Consider the following 20,010-nt stretch of genomic DNA (forward strand, 5'->3'; position numbering starts at 1 on the left):
TGAGTGGGTCTAGCTGTGTGCACGCCAGGCGCGCCAGAGGCGGGCGTAGCGGCCGTCGTGAGCCAGCAGCTCGTCGTGGGTGCCGCGTTCGACGATCCGCCCACCGTCCATCACGAGAATCTGGTCGGCGGTCGCGGCCTGCGAGAGGCGATGTGCGACAACGAGTGTGGTCCGTCCCTCGGTGGCGGCCAGCGCCGCCGCATCGAGTTCCCCGGCGGCGGCGCTGCCGGCTTCGGCGGTCGCTTCGTCGAGCACGACGACGCGCGGGTCGGCGAGCACCAACCGCGCCAACGCAAGATGCTGCGCCTGAGCCGCGGTCAGTTCGATGCCGTGCTCGCCGACGAGGGTGTCCAACCCGTCGGCGAGACCCTCGACCCAGTCGCGGGCGCCGACCCGGGCCAGCGCGTCGAGTACCAGCTCCGGCGACGCGTCCGGGGCGGCCAAACGCAGGTCGTCGAGGACCGTGCCGGAGAACACGTGGACTTCCTGGGTGACCGTCGCCACCCAGCTGCGCAGCCGATCGTCGGCGATGTCGGCGACACAGACCCCACCGATGAGGGTCTGGCCGCTGTTCGGTACGAACAACCCCGCGATGACCGCGGCGAGCGTGCTCTTCCCCGCGCCGGTGGTGCCCACCAGCGCGCATCGGGACCCGGCCGGAATCGAGAGAGTTACGTCCTGCAGGACAAAGGGTCCAGCTCCGTACCGGAAGGACACGTCGCGCACCTCGACGTCGGCCGAGACCGGCTCGGCCGCCGAGGCCGGCGAAGCGTCCGTGGCCGCGGGCCGCAGGTCGATCACTCCGACGAGGCGGGCGAGGCACGCCGCGCCCGCCTGGATCTCGTCGAAGTTGTACATCATCATGCCGATCGGGTTGAAGAGCCGGTGGAACATCAGCGCCGCGGCTGTCGTCTGCCCGACGGTCACGGTGCCGCTGCGGACGAGGAGGAAGCCGACGATCAAGGTGGCGCTCAGGCCGATGAATTCGGCTCGGTTGACACGCCCGACGAATCTGGTGAACAGGCCGAAGACGGTGATCTCGACGTCGCGGGCGCGGGCCGAGGCGTTCTCGATGACGCGCAGATGGTCGGCATGCACCTCGTAGGCGTCGATGGTGCGCGCCCCCTGAATCGACTCGACGGTGGCCTGAGCGCGTTCGGCGAGCGCGATGCGCTGCTGCGCGTACAGCGGCGCCGATCTCGGCAGGTACCACCACAGCCCGGCGATGTAGGCCGGAATGCACAGTGCGCCTGCGACTCCCAGACGCCAGTCGATTCCCGCCATGCCGATCACGGTCACGACACCGAGGAAGAACGCGTTCAGCATGTCCGGCAGTACCTGGGAGACGGCTTTGGCGACCGCGGCGACGTCCGCGCCGACCCGGGACAGCAGATCTCCTCGCCCGCTGTCCTCGATCGTCGTGGCGGGCAGGTCCAGTGCGTGTCGCAGCACGTCTTCGCGAAGGTCCGCGACGGCGGACTCACCCAGGCGGGCGATCAGGTAGGAGGACAGGCCCGTGCCGAGCCCGCCGCTCACCGCGCTCACTCCGATCACCACGGCCAGCCCGACGAGCCCGGTGGAGCGGCCCTGGTCGACGCGGTCGACCAGCGAGCCCAGGAGGTAGATCGGTACGGTCGCGGCTGCCGCCGCGGCAAGGCCGACCGCGAGTGCTGCAGCGCTGGCGGCCTTGCGCCTGCGTGCTTCGCCGGCCAACCACGTCCACGTCCGTCGCATGGAGGCGACCGGCAGGACCGGTGTCGTCGTCGAGGTGCTGATCGTCATCGGTGCACCAACTCCCGGTATCCGTGATGGGAGTCGACGAGGTCGTCGTGAGTGCCTTCACCCCGCACCTGCCCGTCGTCGACGACGATCACCCTGTCGGCGGCCGCCAGGAGTGCCGGACTGGTGGTGAACACGATCGTGGTGCGCCGACGTGCTACTCGCAGTGCACGGATGCCGTCGGCGATCGCCTGTTCGGTCACTGCGTCGACGGCGGTGGTCGGGTCGTGCAGCACGAGGACGTCGGGGTCGGCGGCCAGGGCACGAGCCAGGGTCCATCGCTGCCGTTGCCCTCCGGAGAGGCTCGCGCCCCGCTCGATCACCCGGTGTGCCAGTCCGTCGGCGTGCTGGGCGACCACGTCGTGCGCGCACGATGCGGTCAGTGCGGCGGCGATGACGTCGGCGCCGGCTTCGGCGCCCGGCATCGCGAGATTGGATTCCAGGGTGCCGCTGAAGAGATCCCCGCGGTGGGCTTCCACGATCACGGCACGGTGCCGCTGTCCGTAGGGGATGTCGGGCAGTGCCCGGCCACCGACACGCACGGTGAGGCCTGCGCCGCGGTCGCGGTCGGCCAGCGCATCCAGCAGCGTCGTCGCATCGCGCGGGTCAGGAGCCAGAACCGCCACCATCTCGCCGTGCTGCGCCCGGAACGTGAGGCGCCCGGCGTCGTCGATCACGTCGAGTGCAGCGTCGCCGGGAGCGGCCGCGACATCCGACACGGGGTCCTCAGAGCGTCGAGCGGGCGCGGACAGGACGTCGGCGACCCGGTTGGCCGAGGCCCGCGCTTCGGCCACCGAACTCGGCAGAGTGGCCAGCAAGGTGAACGGCTCGGCCAGGAACTGGGCCAGTCCCACCACCGTGATCAGCTGGCCGAGGGTGAGGTCGCCGGAGAGGGCGAAGTACGCGGCCGCCACGGCGACGGCCATCGCGGTGAGCGCGCCCGCGGCACCGGCCGCACCGGCGTGCGCGCTTTCCATGCGCGACGCGTGCAGCGTCGCCAGGAGTGAGCGCCGGCTCGCGACGCGGTATCGGTGTGCGGCATTGCGTTGCGCACCGATGCCCTGCAGGGGTCGCTGACCGCTGATCAGATCGGTGGCCAGCGCGGTGGCTCGGCCGATCTGCGACTGCTGCTCCTCGACACGGCGCGCGATGATCGGCGCGGTGAGCTGCAACCCGATCATCACCACGGGCACCCCGACGAGCACCATCACGCCCAGGGGTGCATCGATGTGGAGAAGGACCGCGCCGCACGCGATCGTGGCGACCGCAGCGCCGACCATGCGCGGCACGTAGTCGAGCAGGTAGGCCGTCTCCTCGGCGTCGGTGGAGGAGATCGACAGCAGTTCTCCCGCTTGGTATTCGGTGACCATGCCACGGGGGTCGAGAATCCGGCGACACAGCTCGACGCGCAGCAGGTGGCCCTCCTGAGCGATGGCGGCCATCAGCAGGCGCGCACCCACGCGGTAGACGGAGGTCAGCACCACGAAGAGGGCGGCCAGTACCGCGATCCAGCTGACGATGGCGGTGACGGAGCCGGTAGCCACGGCGCGATCGACGATGACGCCGATCAGGATCGGGACGGCGACTTCGCAGAGCTGGTGCGCGGCGATGAGCACGGAACCGCCCAGCAGCCGCGTCCGCTGCCGTGTGACGGCGCGGCGCAGCACTGCAGTCCCCGACCAGTGTGCGGCGCCGTCAGTCGACGGCGTGCTCACGCCCGCGCGGACTCGGCGCGGTCCATCTGCTCGCGTAGCGTTTTGGGCCGCATGTCGGTCCAGTTCTCCTCGACGTAGGCCAGTGCGCTGTCGCGATCGGTGCCCTCAGGTCCGCCGAACACCGTGTGCCACCCGGCGGGTACCTCGGCGAACGTCGGCCACAGCGAATACTGCTCTTCGTCGTTGATCAAGACCAGGAACCGGCCGTTCGGATCGTCGAAAGGATTGCTGGACAACGTGTTCTCTCTCTCCTGAAGATCCCTGTGTCGGTCGCGGCCGCACCGGTAGGGTGTGGGAACCGACCGACGGCATGCTATCAAAGGTTAGGCTAACCACAGTGGGCTAGCCGAAACTCTGGAGGTCGTCGTGCGCGTGGTCATGTTCGGGTATCAGACGTGGGGCCATCGCACCCTGCAGGCGCTGCTGAAGTCGCGTCATGACGTCGAGCTGGTGGTCACCCATCCGACCAGTGAGCATGCCTACGAATCGATTTGGGCGGACTCGGTGGAAGACCTGGCCCGCAGTGAGGGCATCGAGGTCTGCCTGGCGAAACGCCCGGACGCCGACCTGATCGACCGCGTGCGCGCGGTCGACCCCGACGTCATGGTGGCCAACAACTGGCGGACCAGATTGCCGCGCGACCTGTTCGCCATCCCGCGGTTGGGGACGGTGAACCTGCACGACTCGCTGTTGCCGAAATTCACCGGGTTCTCGCCGGTGATCTGGTCGCTGATCAGCGGCGCCACCCACACCGGGCTGACGGCGCACCTGATGGACGACGAGTTGGACACCGGCGAGATCCTTGTGCAACGTGCGGTGGAGATCACCCCGTCGAGCACCGGCACCAGCTTGGTCTACGACACCCTCGACCTGGTCCCCGAGGTCCTCGAGGCCGCGCTCGACGGACTCGAACATCAGACGCTGCAGGCGGTGCCGCAGGATCTCGCGGATCGCACGTTCTTCCACAAGCGATCCGAGCAGGACAGCCTCATCGACTGGCGCTGGCCCGCGGCCGACATCGAACGCTTCGTCAGGGCACTGTCGGACCCATACCCCAACGCCTACAGTTACTTTCGTGGCGAGCGACTTCGGGTGATCTCGTCACACGTGTCGCGCTGCGTCTACGGCGGCACGCCGGGGCGGGTGTTCATCGAGGAGGACGGCGGCATGGTCGTCGTCGCCGGCGCCGACGCCTATCGCGGGCAGTCCACGGGGCTCGTCCTCGACGTGGTGCGAACCGATGACGGCGTGAACCATTCGGCGCTGGACTTCTTCGGCAGGGGCGGCGGGTATCTCACCTCCCAACCGTGAGATAGGGGGAGGCGCGCGGCACGATCAGCGGTGTGCCGGTTTGCGGGTCGTCGATGATCTGGCACGACAACCCGTACACGTCGGCGATCAGCTCCGCGGTAACCACCGTGCGCGGGTCGCCGTGATCGATGATGCGGCCTGCTTTCATCACGACGATCTCGTCCGCGTAGCGGCAGGCGTGGTTGAGATCGTGCAGCACGGCCACCACGGTGTGTCCGTGCATCCGGTTCAGCATCGCGAACAGGTCGAGCAACTCCACCTGATGGGCGATGTCGAGGTAGGTCGTCGGTTCGTCGAGAAGCAGGACGGGGGTCTGCTGCGCGAGCACCATCGCGACCCACACGCGTTGGCGTTGCCCCCCGGACAGTTCGTCGACGAGTCGGTCGGCCAGCTCGCTCACCCCGGTCAGTGTCATGGCCTCGGTGACCGCCTTCTCGTCGTCGACGGACCACTGCCGCAACAGCTTCTGATGCGGGAAGCGACCGCGAGCCACGAGGTCGGCGACCGTGATGCCCTCCGGTGCGATCGAGGTCTGGGGGAGAAGGCCCAGCCGACGGGCGACCTCCTTGGTGTGCAGGCTGGCGATGTCCGTGCCGTCGAGGACGACTCGTCCGGAGGCGGGGCGCAGCAGCCGGGCCAATCCGCGCAGCAGCGTCGACTTCCCGCACGCGTTCGGACCGACGATCATCGTGATGCGTCCGTCCGGGATCGCCAGGGTCAGGTCGGTGACGATCGCAGTGTCGCCGTAGCCCAGCGACACGTCGTCCGCGCCCAATCGGCTGTCAGTCATGATTCACCGCTTCCGTGACTGGGTGACGAGCAGGTAGATGAGATAGCAGCCACCTAGGGAGACGGTCACCACGCCGACGGGTAACTCGTTGTCCGCGAACAACTGCTGGGCGATGACGTCACTGACCAACAACAGTGCTGCACCCATGACCGCGGCGGGCACGAGCGCCACGCCTGGGCTCGCCGTCAACCGCCGGGCCAGCTGCGGTGCCGCGAGAGCGACGAACGTGATGGGCCCGGCGGCCGCGCACGCTACGGCGACCAGCCCGACGCCGACGACGAGGTAGGCCGCCCGCGCGCGGTCGGGCTTGAGCCCAAGTGCCCCCGCGGCGTCGTCGCCGAGTTGCAAGACCGGCAGCTGAGGACCTAGGGCGACGAGAGCCGACACCAGCAGTGCCACACAGACGGTCATCGGAATCACCTGTGCCCACGTCAGACCGCTCAGCGTGCCTTGCTGCCAGATGGCTGCGGTGACCGCGGTGTGGTGATCGATCTTGATCACGATCCACTGGTTGACCGAGTTCAGCACCGCACCGATCGCGATACCCACGACGATCAGCCGATAGCCGGCGACTCCGCGCTGAAAAGACAAGGCGTAGACCACGACCGCGGTCACCAGTCCGCCGACCAGCGCACCGGCGGCCACCGGGTAGTAGCCCGCTCCGACGGTGGCGATCACGGCGAGCGCGCCGGTGTAGGCGCCGAAGTTGACGCCCACGATCTCCGGACTGCCCAGCGGATTTCCGGTCACCGCCTGGAAGATGGCTCCCGACAGACCGAGTGCCGCACCGACCAGCAGGGCCATCAGCATGCGGGGCAACCGCCACTCCAGGATGACGACCCGGTCGAACGAGGTGTTGGAGCCGGTCAGCACCGACACCACGTCCATCGGTGCGACGTGATACTTGCCCAGACCCACAGCCAGCAGCGCGGTCAGCAGGATTCCGGCCAGCAGGAGGGCCACGGTGATCGCGGCCCGTCGAGAGGTGCGCACCGTGATCCCGCCGACGCGCACCACGTGGTGGCGCCGACGCTCCGCATTCTCGACCGTACTCATTCGCGGACGGTGGCCCGTCTGCGAATCAACCAGATCAGCACCGGGGCCCCGACGAAGGCCGTCACGATTCCGGCGGGTAGCTCCGACGGTGCGATCACCACGCGGCCGACGATGTCGGCGGCCAGCAGCACCGCAGGTGCGACCACGACGGCATAGGCCAGGATCCATCGCCAGTCGGGCCCGGTGAACCGGCGGACGGCGTGGGGCACCATCAGGCCCACGAAGCCGATGGGTCCCGCGCCGGCGGTCGCAGCGCCAGCCAGCAGCGTCACGGCCACGAGGCTGAGCCCCTGGGTCCGAACGACGTTGCCCCCCAAGCTCGTGGCCAGATCGTCGCCGACGGCGGCCACGTTGAGCGAACGGGCGACGACCAGGCACAGCGCCGCGCCCACCGCGATGAACGGGCTGATCGCCAGAGCCACCTCGAGCGGCCGGCCGTCGAGGGCGCCGGCGTCCCAGAACCGCATGTTGTCGAACGCCCGGGGATAGCGCAACCGCACCGCGAAACCGAGCCCGTCCATCACCGCGCCGATCGCGACGCCGGCGAGTAGCACGCGCACCGGGGTCGCGGCCGCCCGTCCGGTCATCCCGATCAGGTAGACCAGCATCATCGCGAACAGGGCGCCGGCGAACCCGAACCAGATGTAGGTCCAGATCCCCTGAAGTCCCAGCAGGGCGATCGCTGTGACGATGAAAAGTGCTGCGCCGGCGTTGATCCCGAGAACCTCTGTGTCGGCCAACGGATTGCGTCCCACGCCCTGGATCAGCGTGCCGGACAGTCCGAGCGCTATGCCTACGAGGACGGCCAGCACTGTGCGAGGGATGCGCAGGTCTCGCACGATCCACTCGTCGCCGGTCGCCTGGCCGGTGGCGGCGACTGCCTGCCACACCGTTGTCAGGGACACGTGCTGGGTGCCGATTGCGAGGCTCACCACGCACAGCACGCCAAGCAGCACGGTCGCGGCGGCGAGTCCGACAGCGTTGCGGCGCGCCGAAACTCGGCGGGGGAGCGGCCGGGGCGTGGGGCGCGCCGGGGCGTCGACGACCACGCGGCTAGAGCCCGATCCGTTCGCAGACCTCGTCGAACTCCTCGAAGGCGACTTTCTCGTCCTTGCCGGCGGCCAGGGCACGCTCGTAGACGGTCAGCGCCTCGTCGCCGCTCTCGGCAAACCGGGCGTCCCAGGCCTCGGAGTCCACCCGCCAGTAGCCGGTGATGTCGTAGCGGTCGCGCTGCCATCCCTTGGAGCGGAGGTCTTTGCGTACTGCCCGGGATTCCGCGGCCTCGCCGGCGAACCAGCAGTATCCACGGTCGGGGGGCATCGGGAGGGCGCGCACGGTGTCGGCCAACGCGCTGGGACGTGTTCCGTTTCCGGTGCCGACCAGCGGCACCACCGTGACGCCGTCGCGGCGGGGCAGGTAGTCGAGATCGTCGGACGTCGGCACCTCGGCGATGACGGTCGCCGCGATCCCCGTGGGCAGTTCCTCGACGATACGGGCCGCCGCCGGAAGCCCGGAGAGGTCGGTCACCACCACCTGCCACCGGGTGTCTGCGGGTGGCCGGTACCAGGCCCTCGCGTGATCGAGGACGACTCGCTGCCCCGCGTGCGCGGTCGTCGCCCAGGACGACCCGGGTCCGTGACGATGCAGCGCGATGTCGAGGGTAAGCAGTGCACCCTCGTGGTGGCGGACGGAGTAGTTACGGCCTTCGCCGTCCGGGTGATCTCGCGGCGAGAAGTAGACCCCGACCGCGGCATCGGCGTCCGACCTGACCTGCAGGGCGTCGGGATCGTCGACGTGCAGCACGATGCGCCGCAGCCGGGTGCTCAGCGTGCGGGTGTCGACGACGGAGGCGTAGGAGTGCGACACATAAGTGAGGCTAACCTATATTCCATTCTCCTGGATCGCCCGGTGGCCGCCCCCCGGTATGCTGGCCGCGGGCGCGCAGGACCGCCCGACGTCCGCTCGAAGAGGCTCAGCCTCCCTGCAGAACCACCGATCGGCCCCACCTCTTCTCTCGCCCGGTCTCGCGGACGTCGGGCCAAGTGAGAGGAGGCTGCCATGGCCAGCGCTCTACCCGACAATCCCTCGCTGCCTCGCCTGCGTGCCGACGCCCGCATGCTTCAGCGGCGCGCCAGGGCCGGTGACGCCGAGGCTGAGGCCGTCATCCGGCGCCACCACCCCCGCCCCGATCTCGCACTGCAGCGTGTGGCGCTGCACGACGCACAACTGGCTCTGGCCCGGCGGTACGGATTTCCGGGGTGGCCCGCCCTGGTTCACTATCTCGAGGCGGCCGGCGACCTCAGTGTCGATCCGAGCGGCATCGACGAGACGGCGCTCGACGCGGCCGGCCGGTTCTGCGCGCTGGCGGTGCTGACGTACACCACAGAAGATGCCCCGCCGCGGTGGACGCAGGCCGCAGACATCCTCACCGCGGTGCCCACGGTGCCGGACCAGCACGTGTGGGCCGCAGCTGCGGCCTTCGACGTCGACGCTCTACGACGTCACCTGAGCGCCGATGCCGCATCGGCATGCTCGAGCGGCGGTCCGTTGCGCTGGCCACCGCTGATGTACCTGTGCTACTCGCGTGTCCCCGTCGACAGAACCGCCGACGACGTCCTCGCCGCGGCAACGTTGTTGCTCGACGCGGGCGCCGATCCGAATGCCGGCTACCTGTGGCGGGGAATGACCCCTTCCTTCACCGCGCTCACGGGGGCGTTCGGGGAGGGAGAACAGGGGCCCGGCCGGCAGCCGCGTCACCGTCAGGCCCCAGATCTCGCGGCACTGCTGCTGCGCCGGGGCGCGCACCCTGCCGATCATCAAGCGTTGTACAACAGGATGTTTCGGCCCGACGACTCACACCTGGAGGTGCTGTTCGATCACGGTGTGGCCGACGCGGATCCGAGTCCGTGGGAACGCAGGCTCGGGGTGGCCATGGAGTCGCGCGATCAGATGTGGCGACGTCAGGTGCAGTGGGCGGCCGAGCACGGGTTCGCCGACCGGCTTGCCCTGCTCGAGCGACACGGCATCGACGTGTCCGGCGTCCACGTGCAGACCCCGGTCCTCCCCGACGATCCGAACGCCCGTGACGAATCCGGAGCCACCCCGCTGCACCACGCGGCCTGGGCGGGCGACCTCCCGCTCATCGAGCGACTGCTCGCCGCCGGCGCCGACCTGTCAGCCGTCGACGGCCGCTTCGGAACAACGCCGAGGCAGTGGGCCGAATACGCCTACCAGACCGACGCCGCGGCGCTGCTCAGTCAGCGGGCTGCTGACTGACCTGCTGCCACCGCCGCCCCGCGATGAGTTCCGGCACAACGACTTCGGTGAGCAGAGCGATGTCGTCGTCGGAGTCCCCCGGGTAGCGGAGCGCATACCGCGCGCCGGGAACATCCCCACCCACACCGACCACGGTGCTACCTCGCGCGTCGGTCCATTCGGCCAGCTGCGCCTCCCATGGCGAGCCGGAGAACACCAGCAGTCGGTAGTCGGTCGTCTTGGTGAGGTAGACGTCGACGTGGCTCCAGTCGCCGGTCTCACACGCCGCGGCGGTAAGGCGCGGTCCTTCGCGCACCATCAACGCGCCCTGCTGAGCCGAACAGAGGCGGTGTGCCGGCGCGGCGAGGTAGGTGCCAGTCGGCCCGAGCAGCAGCTCGGAAACCTCAGGTAACCAGTCGTCTTCGGTCTCCAGAAGATGTGTGCTCGCCGCCGCGGCGCCGTCGATCGATGCTGCGAGGGCTGCGGTACCGACGCCGAGAAGGTGGCATTCCAGGGCCAGCAACAACGCCAGGGTGTGCTGATAGCTGCGGCACGCGACGCCGCCGTCCTCGACGCCGGCCTCGAGCGTGACAACCGCATCGCAGCGTTCGGTCAGCGCAGAGCCCGCCGTGTTGGTCAGTGCCACGGTGGCCGCATCACCACGCAGGCGGGTCAACGCATCCAGCGTTTCGACGGAACCGCCGCTGGCCGATGTCGCCACGACCAATGTCCGTGGACCCCAGTCCGGCAGCAGCGCCGACGAGGCGAGCTCCGCGGCGGCCGTCACGCCGCGGGCGCGCAACCGGGCCGCGGCCACCGTGCCCGCGTAGGCCGACGAGCCCATGCCGAGCAGCACGATCCGCTCGGTGTCGGCGGGTACCACGGCCGCCCACGGGTTGGTCTCCGCCAGCATCAGCGCCAGCCGCGCCAGCACCTCGGGCTTGCGCTGCAGATCGGAGACAAAGGCATCGGGTTTCACTGTCGCTCCTCATCGGGCGGGGCGGGGTCGTCGAGTAGCGCGGGCAAGGCCGCATCGGGCACGTACATCCACCGCGGGAGATGCTGTGCCGCATAGATCATCTCGCGCATCACCTGGATGAGACGCAGCGCGCGTAGCGGGCGTGGGTCGACGAGGTGTCCGTGTCCTGCCTCCCGCAGTCGCGCCGTGTAGGACTCGAGGAACACCCGGCGCGTCGTCGATTCCACCGCGTGGAGTTCTCCGGGGTCCAGCTCTGTGTACCGGCGCGCCACGATCGCCACGTGCGCCAGCGATTGCACCATGCCGGCGACGTCGACGACCGCCGGGATCGGGTACATCCGTTCGGGCGCCGTCAGGACCGGATTGCCGTCGAAATCGGTGACGAACAGCTTCTCGCCGCTGCGCAGTATCTGCCCGACGTGCAGATCGCCGTGCCCGTCGATCACTGCGGTGCCCGTGAGCGACGACAGGATCGACAGCTCCGCGGCCACCTCCTCCCGACGCGTCCGAAGCACGAGAACGCTCTCGGATTCGCTGAGCGCGCAGGCGGTCTCGAGCGTGGCGAGCGCCGCGGTGTGCCACCGGTCAGCATCCCCGGAGGTGGCGGTCGATGCGGTGGACGCCAGCGCATCGTGCATCTCGGCGACGAGCACCCCCAGCTGACGGGCCGTCGCCACGGACGCATCCGGGTCTTGCTCGAGCGTCGCGCCCGTCATCACCTCCACGGCCCAGGTCCACCCGTCGACCGCGCCGGGAAGGTATTCGTCAACGTAGGCCGCCACGGTTTCCGCGCGGTCCGGCGGCTGCCACGTGATCAGGCCCCACGGCTCGGGCATACCGGCGAAGCCGGCGGCGCGCAGCGCGGTGATGCGGCGCGGCGCGGGGTGCGGGCCTTCCTGCAGGTGGATCGCCCACTTGACCACGGCGGCATCACCCACGATCACCGACTCGTTGGTCTGGTCCACGTTCATCGGCCGCTCACCGTCGGCAGCACGGGCCGTCCACGACCGTACCCGGAAGTTGCCGAACTGACGTTCTTTCGGTTGCGCAGCAAGCATTTTCAGCACCGCGGCCGACGTGCCGTCACCGGGTCGCGCGCGCCGAATGCCGTCGGCCATCGGCAGGGCGGATCGGGCGGGTCCGTCGGCCACGATGGCCAGTCGGTGTCCGTCCGGCAGGTCCATCCAGTCCAACGGGTCGGGCGGCGCGCTCACCGGTGGGTGTTACCCACCTGTTCGATGACATCGGCGCCGACCCGCAGTCCGTCGCGCTGTCGAATCGCCGCGCCCAACGAGGCGAGGCGTTCGCGAAGCCCCGTGTCGGCCAGTAGACGGTCGACGGCGGAGGTGAGCTCGTCATCGGTGAACCGGTAGGTGTCGAGCCGGATGCCCCAGCCGAGTTCGTCGATCCGCTGAGCGTTCTCGTACTGGTCCCAGAACAGGGGAAGGACGATCAGCGGTTTGCCGAAGTGCAGTGTCTCGGTCACGGTGTTGTTCCCCCCATGCGATATGACCAAGTCGACCTGGGGGATGACCTTGGTCTGCGGCAACATCTGCTCACCGACCATGTTGTCGGCCAACGCGATTCGATCGGCTTGTGGCCCCTTGCTGACGATGTAGCGATGCGGGGTGGCGCCCAGGACGTCCACCAGTCGCTGCATCAGGTCGACATCGGCCCCGCCGAGAGACCCCAGAGACAGGTAGATCAGCGCACTGTCAGCAGGCCGGTCGGCGACCTGCGCCGGAACCGCGTAGGCCTCGTCGGTTTCGCGGACGCTGGAATCCATGCGGGTCCAGGTGTCGTCGAGCGGGCGTAGGCCCACGTAGTCGGCCTCGGCGGGGTAGACGTACAGGTTGGCCGCGTTGTCGCGCGGCATGAACTCCAGATCCGGCAGGGGAGCGGCACCCTGATCGCGTGCCCAGGCACTGAACTCGGTCCACATCGGCCGCAGCACCCGATCGAATTCCGCACGGTAGGAACGCCATTGCGCGGGATCGCCGCTGGGCAACCCGGAGAACGGCGGCGGCACATCGGCGCCCGGGATCTCCAACGGGCTGCACGACACGATGCGGACGAACGGAACCCCCGCGGTGACCAGCGCGGGGAAGAGCACCACGTTGTCCTCGACGATCACGTCGGGCCGGTGCGTGGCGATGATCTCGCGCAGCCGCGGCTCGCAGTAGCGAGCGCCGTCGAGGAGTGCCTGGAAGGTCGGTCCGATGAAGCTCGACAGCTGGTCGATCGTGGGCTTGCGGAACTCGGGCGCCGTCTCGGCGATGAACTGGGTCCAGAAGGCGCCGGCATCCTCGCCTCCGGCATCCGGCGCAGGTTCGGCCAGATCGACGAGTTCCTCGACGAAGCCGAGCGGGGCGATCTTGCCGGCCCAGGACGATTCGGCCGCGAAGACGATCCGGTGTCCGCGGTCGCGCAGAATCGACGCCAGACCGATGCATTGATTGGTCGGTCCATAGGCTGATTCCGGCCAGAACATGATCGTCAGCGGGGTCTGCGATGCGGTCGTCACCGGCACAACCTACCTCCGGGAGAGGTGGTGGACCTCGCTGATACGGAGTAGTTTTTCGGGGATGCCGACTATCACCACCAGCGACGGTGTCGAGATCTTCTACAAGGACTGGGGGACAGGTCAGCCCATCGTGTTCAGCCACGGCTGGCCGCTGTCGGCGGACGACTGGGACGCCCAGTTGATGTTCTTCCTCGGCCACGGCTACCGGGTCATCGCCCATGACCGGCGCGGCCACGGCCGCTCGGCGCAGGTCGGCGACGGTCACGACATGGACCACTACGCTGACGATCTCGCGGCGGTGGTTCAGCATCTCGATCTGCGCGAGGCTGTCCACGTCGGCCATTCCACCGGTGGCGGCGAGGTCGTGCGCTTCCTGGCCCGTCACGGCGAAGAGCGGGCTGCGAAGGCGGCCCTGATCGCCGCGGTGCCGCCGCTGATGGTCCAGACCGACGCCAACCCCGGGGGGCTACCCAAGTCGGTGTTCGACGATTTCCAGACCCAGGTGGCGACCAACCGGTCGGCGTTCTACCGGGCCGTTCCCGAGGGGCCTTTCTACGGCTTCAACCGTGACGGGGTCGACCCGATCGAAGCGGTCATCGCCAACTGGTGGCGCCAAGGCATGATGGGCGGCGCCATCGCCCATTACGACGGCGTGGTCGCCTTCTCCCAGACCGACTTCACCGAGGATCTGCGGCGCATCCAGCTGCCGGTCCTGGTGATGCACGGCGATGACGACCAGGTGGTGCCCTACGCCGACGCGGGACCGCTCTCGGCCGAGCTGCTGCCCAACGGAACCCTGAAGACCTACCCGGGGTATCCGCACGGCATGCCGACCACCCATGCGGATGTCATCAACGCCGACCTTCTGGACTTCATCCGGTCCTGACCCGGTCAGCGCCGCCAGAAGTCGAACGGGTCACGGCCAGGGCGGAATCCGGCCGCCTCGACGACGTCGACGGCGAGCTCGAAGCGGTTGCCGACGTGCGCGGGCTGGTGGGCGTCGCTGCCGAACGACACTGCATCGCCGCCCTCCTGCCACCACCACCGCACGAGATCGACTGACGACAAAGGCGATTTGGTGTTGATCTCCAGCGCGCGCCCCGTTCCGGCGAGCGCGGCGAACACCGTCCGGTAGTGCTCCTCGAAGTCGGTCTCGCGGTAGGCGCCGGCCCGGTCGGCGGGCCAGTAGCGGCGCGGGTAGTCGCAGTGTGCGAGAACGGTGAACACATCTGACCGCTCGATCAGCGTGACCATGTCGGCGAAGTAGCGGCTCACCAGTTCGTAGGGATCGTGGTCGGCGAACAACCGTCTGCTGATCCCTTCGAGGCGGCCCGCCACCGGGATCCCGTGCAGACTTCCCAACACCCGGTCGAACTGCCCAGCGGCGAGGACCGCTGCGACGCTGCCGGAAAACCAATGAGGCTCACCGGCTTCGATCCCCGACAGGATCCGTAGACCAGGGAACATGTCACGGCAGCGCTCGACGTCGGCGAGGTAGCCGTCGATGTCGAGCGGCGCGACGCGGGGCCGGTCAGCGACCGTCAAACCGTGGGCCGACGCGTCGTCGTCACCCCACTCCGTGAAATCCACGTGCTCGGTGAAGGCCACCGCCGGGATACCCAGCTCCACCGCGCGGCGGCACGTGGCCTCCATCGTCGACGTGTCGGCGGTGTCCCAGGACCACCGCGTGTGCACGTGATTGTCGGAGGGCAGCATCAGTCCGTACGAACCGCTTCGAGGGCCTCGCGCTGGATGCGATCGAATTGAGCGCCCATCGCCTCCGCCAGTGCGGTCGCTCCCGAGAGCGGCCGCACCATGACCATCAGGTCGTCGATCAAACCGTTGGCGTCGACGTGGAGGAAGTCGCACCCGGTGATCTTCTTGCCGTCGACTGTTGCCTCGAACAGGAGAGCGTGATCGGGACTGGCGGCGTCGCCGATCTCCCTGATGTAGCGGAAGTCGGCGAACACGCGCATGACTGCGCGCAGGATCGCCGCGGTGATCGGTTTTCCGGTGTAGGGCTTGAACGCGACCGGGCTGGTGAACACGACGTCGTCGGCGAGCAACAACTCGATGGCGGCTGCGTCGCGCGCCTCGACGGCCTGACGGAACGGATGCATACCCGAACGGTAGCCAACGCGCCGCGCGCGACGACGGTCACCCGGTCCGACTCTGCTGGCTCTGGCATCCGTCGATATCGATCGCGACCGCCTCCGCGAATGCCGACAGTGCCGTATCGCCTCCGTGGCGGAACGCGTTCCTGGTCGTCGAATACAACAGGATGGTCCCCAGCTGGCGATCCGCAACGCAGAGTGGCGCGGTCACGACGGAGCGGACCTCCTGCCGACGGGCGTGTGTCATCCACCCGGCCCACGCGAGGCGGGTGACCGAGCATTGGGCCCGCCGTACACACCCGTGAGCCCAGGCGCTGGCACTGGGGTTGTCTGGGTGCTCATCGTGCAGCGCGGTGAGGCGCTCGGCGACGTGGTCGCTGCCCACGGAGGTGATTCGGCGACCGTCGGTCGCCATCAGCGTGATGCCGCAGCCGGTGAAGCCGGGAAAGAGCTGCGCGCCTTCGCGAGCCACAGCCCGCAACAGCGACATCACCGGTGACGGCACAGGCACGGTCGTGGGCGTCCGTGGACGCATCAGTGCGGTTCTCATGGGGCCACCTCGCGTTGACATCACTGTCGGGCCGCTACCCGAGCGATTGGCGCGCAAACGTCTGGCATCGACTGCAGGAATTCGGTTTAGTCCCCTCGCCACGGGTATCTCGCTCGTACCGCCGGTGCAGCGCCGCCCTGTCGCCGTCCGGTAATTCTTTGCTGTTTCTGCGATGTGGAGTCGACCCGATGTTCCGTCATACCGATTACCTGCAATTCGATGTCAAGCCCGAGAAGCCCGACCCCGTATATGCGCGCAAGCTCCAGGAGCTGCTCGGCGGAGCGTTCGGCGAGATGACCGTGACGATGCAGTACCTGATGCAAGGCTGGAACTGTCGCATGAAAGGCAAGTACAAAGACCTGATCATGGACGTGGCGACCGAGGAGATCGGTCACGTCGAGATGATCGCGACGATGTGTGCCCGGCTCCTCGAAGGTGCACCGGCCACCGATGCCACCGAGAACGCGCTGGGTGATCCCGTGGTAGCCGCGGTGATGGGCGGCATGGACCCGCAGCAGGCCATCATGTCCGGTGGCGCGCCCACGCTGTCGGACAGCCAGGGCTCGCCGTGGAACGGGAAATTCATTGTGGCGTCGGGCAATCTGCTGGCCGACTTCTACGCCAATGTCGCTGCCGAGGCGCAGGGTCGGGTGCAGACCGCGAGGTTGTGGCACATGACCGACGATCCCGGCGTGAAGGCAATGCTGAAGTTCAACCTGGCGCGGGACACCTACCACCAGAACATGTGGCTGTCTGCGATCGAGGAACTGCAGGCCGACGGTTTGGAGGGCGTCGTGGCACCCAACGACCTGTTCGACGAGGAATTCGACGAGCACGCCTCCACGCTGTGGCACCTCTCGGACGGTGCCGACGCCGACAAGGGCCGATGGGCGCACGGGCCGCTGCCCGACGGTCGTCACACCGGTAAGTTCCTCGCCGATCCGCAACCACTCGGTGACCTGCAATCGGGTCCGCCGCCGGATCCGAAGCTGTACTGCACGTATGACGGAGCGATGGGCGAACCGCGCACGCCCGCCTTCGGTACCGAGAAGGGCGTCATGGGCAAGCTCAAGGACGCCATCGACCCGGACAAGACATAGCGCTGACGTGCGTGCCATGACCTATCGCGGGCCCTATCGGATCCGTGTGGAGGACAAAGACGTTCCCGCGATCGAGCATCCCAACGACGCGATCGTACGGGTGCAGCGCGCTGCGATCTGCGTGGGTGGGCCAGCTCCTCGGTGGAGAATCTCGCGTGGGAAGACGGGGTCACGGTGCCAGGCTTGGCGCAGACGTCGGCGCTGAGTTCCGACGGGTTTCGAGGGTGCGCTCCCCGGCTATGGCTGGGGGACACGACAGTGAGAGGAGATCAGTGGTGAGCACTGACGATGCCACGGACACCACAGCCAACGATCTGGGCGGCAGTGACGACCTGCTCAGCCCGATGGAGGGCACGGACTCCGACGAGGTCCGCAACGATGACGGTGACGAGGTGGTGGATCCGCCCGAGAGCTGGAGTGGGGCAGACAAGTTCGGTATGTCGGCCGAGGAGCAACGTCAGGGTGAGAGTCTGGACCAACGACTCGCCGAGGAAGTGCCCGATGTCGGTGCGAGCGACGCCCCACCTGTCGGAACTACCCAACCCGACGGACAGATCGACGGCACCCCGGAAGACGGCGACTCGCTGTTCCCGGTCGTCGAGTAGCCGCAACCGCCGCGGGATAGGCTTCCTGGTCGTGAAATCCGCGATGTCGCAGCCGTGGCTTCTCACTGGCGAGCGGGCGTTCAGCCGAGAAGGAGCCGTCTCACCGCACGATTGAGCCGACGGCGCGGCAACCCCAGCGCGCCGTCGGAGGCCAGTGCCGCCCGAGCGGCGTTGCGACCGCAGACTCCGTGCACGCCGCCGCCGGGCGGGGCACCCGCGCTGCCGAGAAAGACGTTGTCCAGCGGCGTGGTCGGCCCGCCCTGGCCGGGCAGTGGACGAAAGATCAACTGCTGGAACAGCTGTGACGTCCCGCCGTTGACTGCCCCCGCATGCAGGTTCGCGTCGCTGCGTTCGAGATCCGAGGGCCGCTGGATCACTTTGCCGACGACATGGCCGCTGAACCCGGGGGCGTGACGTTCCAGCACCGCGTCGACGGCGTCGGCCAACTGTTCGGCGCTGTCGTCGTCGCTGCGGCCGCGCGGCAGGTGGGTGTACGCCCAGGCGCTCTCGGTGCCATCGGGGGAGCGCGTGGGGTCAGCCGTCGTCATCTGGCCGAACAACAGGAACGGCTGCGTCGGCACGGTCGAGGTGTTCAAGTCCGCCATCCACCGGATCAGACCGTCATGGTCAGCGCCCAGGTGCACGGTGCCGGCACCGGCCAGGCTGCGCGAGCGCCACGGGATGGGGGCATCCAGGGCGTAGTTGACCTTCAGGACCGGGGTGTCCCAGACAAAACGATCCAGGTGTCGCTGCGGCCCCTCGGGAAGGACGTCGCCCGGAAGCAGGCGCCGATACAGTTGCGGCGCTGAGGTGTTCGCGATGACGGCGCGACGGCATCGAATGACCCCGCCGTCGACCAGATTCACTGCGGTCGCGCGATGCCCTCGCACGTCGATGCTGTCGACCTCGCGTCCGCAGTGAAGGCGGGCTCCGGCCGCCTCTGCCCGCCGCACCAGTGCCGCCGTCAACTGACCGGCACCGCCCACCGGCACCGGAAAACCGCCGTCCTGAGCGAGCATCAGCAGCAGGTAGCCCATCACGCCGCTGGCCGGCGCATCGACGGGCACGTCGGCGTGCATCGCATTGCCCAGCAGCAGGAGCTGGGCGGCCTCCCCGTCGAACAACTGGCGCGCCATCTCGCCGGCGGGAAGCAGCAGCAGGTGCAGCAGGCGCAGGGCGTCGGCGGTGCCGAGTCGCCGCAACAACCCGGCAGGCCCGCGTACCGGGGGAAAAGGCGCGAACAAGGTGTCGAGCAGTGGCTTCTTGATCCGCTGATACTGCTCGAAGGCCGCGATCCAGCGGTCACCGTCGCCGGGATGGAACCGCTCGAATTCGGCTGCGGTGCGGTTGATGTCGCGATACAGGACGGGTGCATCGTCGTCGTCTGCGCTGCGCGCGTGGCCGACGACTGCCGGTGCGTGGCTCCACCGCAGGCCGTGATCTTCGAGGGCGAGGTCAGCGAGCGCGGGCGAAGCGACCGACAGGGGATAGAAGGCGCTGTACAGATCGCTGATAAAGCCCGGCGTGAGCTCGGCACTCTTGACGGCGCCGCCGGGCTCGTCCTGTGCCTCAAGCACCACGACGTCCCAGCCCGCGTCGGCGAGTAGGGCTGCGGCGACGAGCCCGTTGTGCCCCGAGCCGATGACGACGGCGTCGGCGGTCTCGGTACGCGACAGCTCAGCTGTCATCGCGCGTGCGGCGCTCGGCCATCGCGGCCAGTCGCCATGTGGTCTCCCGATTGCGGGGGAACGCAGCGGCCAGCGCCACCTGCTTGGGCAGCAAGTTCAGCGGCGGCGACACCGGCACCTCGGCCATCTCGATGCGGCAACCGCCGCCATCGAGGTCGCTGAGGCGAAGGGTGACCCGCGCCTTGCCGAACGGTCGGCCATTGGCGATCAGGACGAGTTTCCGTTCGGGATCACAGGATTCGACGACGGTGCTGTCGTTGAGTACCAGCGGCCACACGCCGATGGAGTGGTGGATGGTGCTGCCCGGCGCGGGCCACGTCGCGTCGACGGCGCGCATACGGCTGTTGCCCACCACCCACTGCGAATAGGTCCAGCCGTCGGCGATCACGTCCCAGACGTCGTGGCGGGATGCTGAGGTGTCACGCGCGACGACCGGCGTGCTCTCGATGTCCTCGGGTTCTGTCGTCACCGAGTCGAACTACCCCCGCCCTCGACGGCCAAACGTGGCCCCGTCTGGTTCCATAGGGGCCGCATTCGGTGAAGG

Annotated in this window: 20 protein-coding genes; 5 read left to right on the plus strand and 15 right to left on the minus strand. The window is 68.6% G+C overall.

Annotation, left to right across the window (positions count from 1 at the left end):
• Positions 1 to 9: 9 nt before the first annotated feature.
• Genes PGN37_RS06280 through PGN37_RS06290 form a run of 3 tightly spaced genes read right to left on the minus strand, consistent with a single transcriptional unit; the run spans position 10 to position 3,730 of the window.
• Positions 10 to 1,782 (minus strand): ABC transporter ATP-binding protein, encoded by a 1,773-nt coding sequence (locus PGN37_RS06280; RefSeq protein WP_335330166.1) that lies wholly within the window; start codon positions 1,780 to 1,782, stop codon positions 10 to 12.
• The gene (locus PGN37_RS06285) at positions 1,779 to 3,494 is read right to left on the minus strand and encodes an ABC transporter ATP-binding protein (RefSeq protein WP_335330167.1); all 1,716 of its coding nucleotides are present in this window, start codon (positions 3,492 to 3,494) and stop codon (positions 1,779 to 1,781) included. Before PGN37_RS06285 ends, PGN37_RS06280 begins: the two co-directional genes overlap by 4 nt.
• Entirely contained in the window at positions 3,491 to 3,730 is a 240-nt protein-coding gene (locus PGN37_RS06290) for an MbtH family protein (RefSeq protein WP_335330168.1), read from the minus strand. Before PGN37_RS06290 ends, PGN37_RS06285 begins: the two co-directional genes overlap by 4 nt.
• Before the next feature lie 130 nt (positions 3,731 to 3,860).
• Here PGN37_RS06290 and PGN37_RS06295 point away from each other — a divergent pair, with 130 nt between their 5' ends.
• Entirely contained in the window at positions 3,861 to 4,805 is a 945-nt protein-coding gene (locus PGN37_RS06295) for a methionyl-tRNA formyltransferase (protein ID WP_335330169.1), read from the plus strand.
• Here PGN37_RS06295 and PGN37_RS06300 read toward each other — a convergent pair.
• Genes PGN37_RS06300 through PGN37_RS06315 form a run of 4 tightly spaced genes read right to left on the minus strand, consistent with a single transcriptional unit; the run spans position 4,789 to position 8,517 of the window.
• Complete coding sequence (locus PGN37_RS06300; RefSeq protein WP_335330170.1) at positions 4,789 to 5,595, minus strand: ABC transporter ATP-binding protein; 807 nt, start codon at positions 5,593 to 5,595, stop codon at positions 4,789 to 4,791. The two genes, PGN37_RS06295 and PGN37_RS06300, sit on opposite strands and share 17 nt — an antisense overlap.
• Positions 5,596 to 5,598: 3 nt before the next feature.
• On the minus strand, positions 5,599 to 6,651 hold the full coding sequence (locus tag PGN37_RS06305; protein WP_335330171.1) for a FecCD family ABC transporter permease: 1,053 nt from the start codon (positions 6,649 to 6,651) through the stop codon (positions 5,599 to 5,601).
• Positions 6,648 to 7,700, minus strand: a complete 1,053-nt coding sequence (locus PGN37_RS06310) for a FecCD family ABC transporter permease (protein WP_335330172.1) — start codon at positions 7,698 to 7,700, stop codon at positions 6,648 to 6,650. Before PGN37_RS06310 ends, PGN37_RS06305 begins: the two co-directional genes overlap by 4 nt.
• A 4-nt stretch (positions 7,701 to 7,704) precedes the next feature.
• On the minus strand, positions 7,705 to 8,517 hold the full coding sequence (locus PGN37_RS06315; protein ID WP_335330173.1) for a siderophore-interacting protein: 813 nt from the start codon (positions 8,515 to 8,517) through the stop codon (positions 7,705 to 7,707).
• Positions 8,518 to 8,709: 192 nt separating this feature from the next.
• On the opposite strand from PGN37_RS06315, the gene PGN37_RS06320 reads away from it, so the two are divergent.
• Positions 8,710 to 9,927, plus strand: a complete 1,218-nt coding sequence (locus tag PGN37_RS06320; RefSeq protein WP_335330174.1) for an ankyrin repeat domain-containing protein — start codon at positions 8,710 to 8,712, stop codon at positions 9,925 to 9,927.
• Here PGN37_RS06320 and PGN37_RS06325 read toward each other — a convergent pair.
• Genes PGN37_RS06325 through PGN37_RS06335 form a run of 3 tightly spaced genes read right to left on the minus strand, consistent with a single transcriptional unit; the run spans position 9,905 to position 13,409 of the window.
• Positions 9,905 to 10,885 (minus strand): SIS domain-containing protein, encoded by a 981-nt coding sequence (locus PGN37_RS06325; RefSeq protein ID WP_335330175.1) that lies wholly within the window; start codon positions 10,883 to 10,885, stop codon positions 9,905 to 9,907. The genes PGN37_RS06320 and PGN37_RS06325 overlap by 23 nt on opposite strands.
• Positions 10,882 to 12,099: a glucosamine kinase gene (locus tag PGN37_RS06330; protein WP_335330176.1), complete on the minus strand. Its 1,218-nt coding sequence runs from the start codon at positions 12,097 to 12,099 to the stop codon at positions 10,882 to 10,884. The genes PGN37_RS06325 and PGN37_RS06330 overlap by 4 nt, the downstream gene beginning before the upstream one ends.
• Complete coding sequence (locus tag PGN37_RS06335; RefSeq protein ID WP_335330177.1) at positions 12,096 to 13,409, minus strand: glycosyltransferase; 1,314 nt, start codon at positions 13,407 to 13,409, stop codon at positions 12,096 to 12,098. Before PGN37_RS06335 ends, PGN37_RS06330 begins: the two co-directional genes overlap by 4 nt.
• 61 nt (positions 13,410 to 13,470) lie before the next feature.
• Here PGN37_RS06335 and PGN37_RS06340 point away from each other — a divergent pair, with 61 nt between their 5' ends.
• Entirely contained in the window at positions 13,471 to 14,295 is an 825-nt protein-coding gene (locus tag PGN37_RS06340) for an alpha/beta fold hydrolase (RefSeq protein WP_335330178.1), read from the plus strand.
• A 5-nt stretch (positions 14,296 to 14,300) separates the two neighbouring features.
• Here the strand turns inward: PGN37_RS06340 and PGN37_RS06345 are convergent, their stop codons facing one another.
• Genes PGN37_RS06345 through PGN37_RS06355 form a run of 3 tightly spaced genes read right to left on the minus strand, consistent with a single transcriptional unit; the run spans position 14,301 to position 16,073 of the window.
• Entirely contained in the window at positions 14,301 to 15,125 is an 825-nt protein-coding gene (locus PGN37_RS06345; RefSeq protein ID WP_335330179.1) for a PHP domain-containing protein, read from the minus strand.
• On the minus strand, positions 15,125 to 15,529 hold the full coding sequence (locus tag PGN37_RS06350; RefSeq protein WP_335330180.1) for a nuclear transport factor 2 family protein: 405 nt from the start codon (positions 15,527 to 15,529) through the stop codon (positions 15,125 to 15,127). Before PGN37_RS06350 ends, PGN37_RS06345 begins: the two co-directional genes overlap by 1 nt.
• 37 nt (positions 15,530 to 15,566) lie before the next feature.
• Positions 15,567 to 16,073 (minus strand): GAF domain-containing protein, encoded by a 507-nt coding sequence (locus tag PGN37_RS06355; RefSeq protein WP_335330181.1) that lies wholly within the window; start codon positions 16,071 to 16,073, stop codon positions 15,567 to 15,569.
• A gap of 188 nt (positions 16,074 to 16,261) precedes the next feature.
• Between PGN37_RS06355 and PGN37_RS06360 the strand changes: the two genes are divergently transcribed.
• Both PGN37_RS06360 and PGN37_RS06365 read left to right on the plus strand, forming a co-directional pair.
• Positions 16,262 to 17,173: a manganese catalase family protein gene (locus PGN37_RS06360; protein WP_241207531.1), complete on the plus strand. Its 912-nt coding sequence runs from the start codon at positions 16,262 to 16,264 to the stop codon at positions 17,171 to 17,173.
• A 344-nt stretch (positions 17,174 to 17,517) separates the two neighbouring features.
• Positions 17,518 to 17,778 carry a hypothetical protein gene (locus PGN37_RS06365; RefSeq protein WP_335330330.1) on the plus strand — a complete coding sequence of 87 codons (261 nt, stop codon included), beginning with the start codon at positions 17,518 to 17,520 and terminating at the stop codon, positions 17,776 to 17,778.
• 80 nt (positions 17,779 to 17,858) lie between these two features.
• On the opposite strand, the gene PGN37_RS06370 is transcribed toward PGN37_RS06365, so the two are convergent.
• Positions 17,859 to 19,466 (minus strand): phytoene desaturase family protein, encoded by a 1,608-nt coding sequence (locus tag PGN37_RS06370; RefSeq protein ID WP_335330182.1) that lies wholly within the window; start codon positions 19,464 to 19,466, stop codon positions 17,859 to 17,861.
• A complete protein-coding gene (locus PGN37_RS06375; RefSeq protein ID WP_335330183.1) occupies positions 19,456 to 19,935 on the minus strand; it encodes an SRPBCC family protein in 480 nt (159 codons plus the stop codon). Before PGN37_RS06375 ends, PGN37_RS06370 begins: the two co-directional genes overlap by 11 nt.
• Positions 19,936 to 20,010: the final 75 nt, after the last annotated feature.

The organism is Mycobacterium kyogaense (genome assembly GCF_036946525.1).
Classification (GTDB): Bacteria; Actinomycetota; Actinomycetes; order Mycobacteriales; family Mycobacteriaceae; genus Mycobacterium; species Mycobacterium kyogaense_A.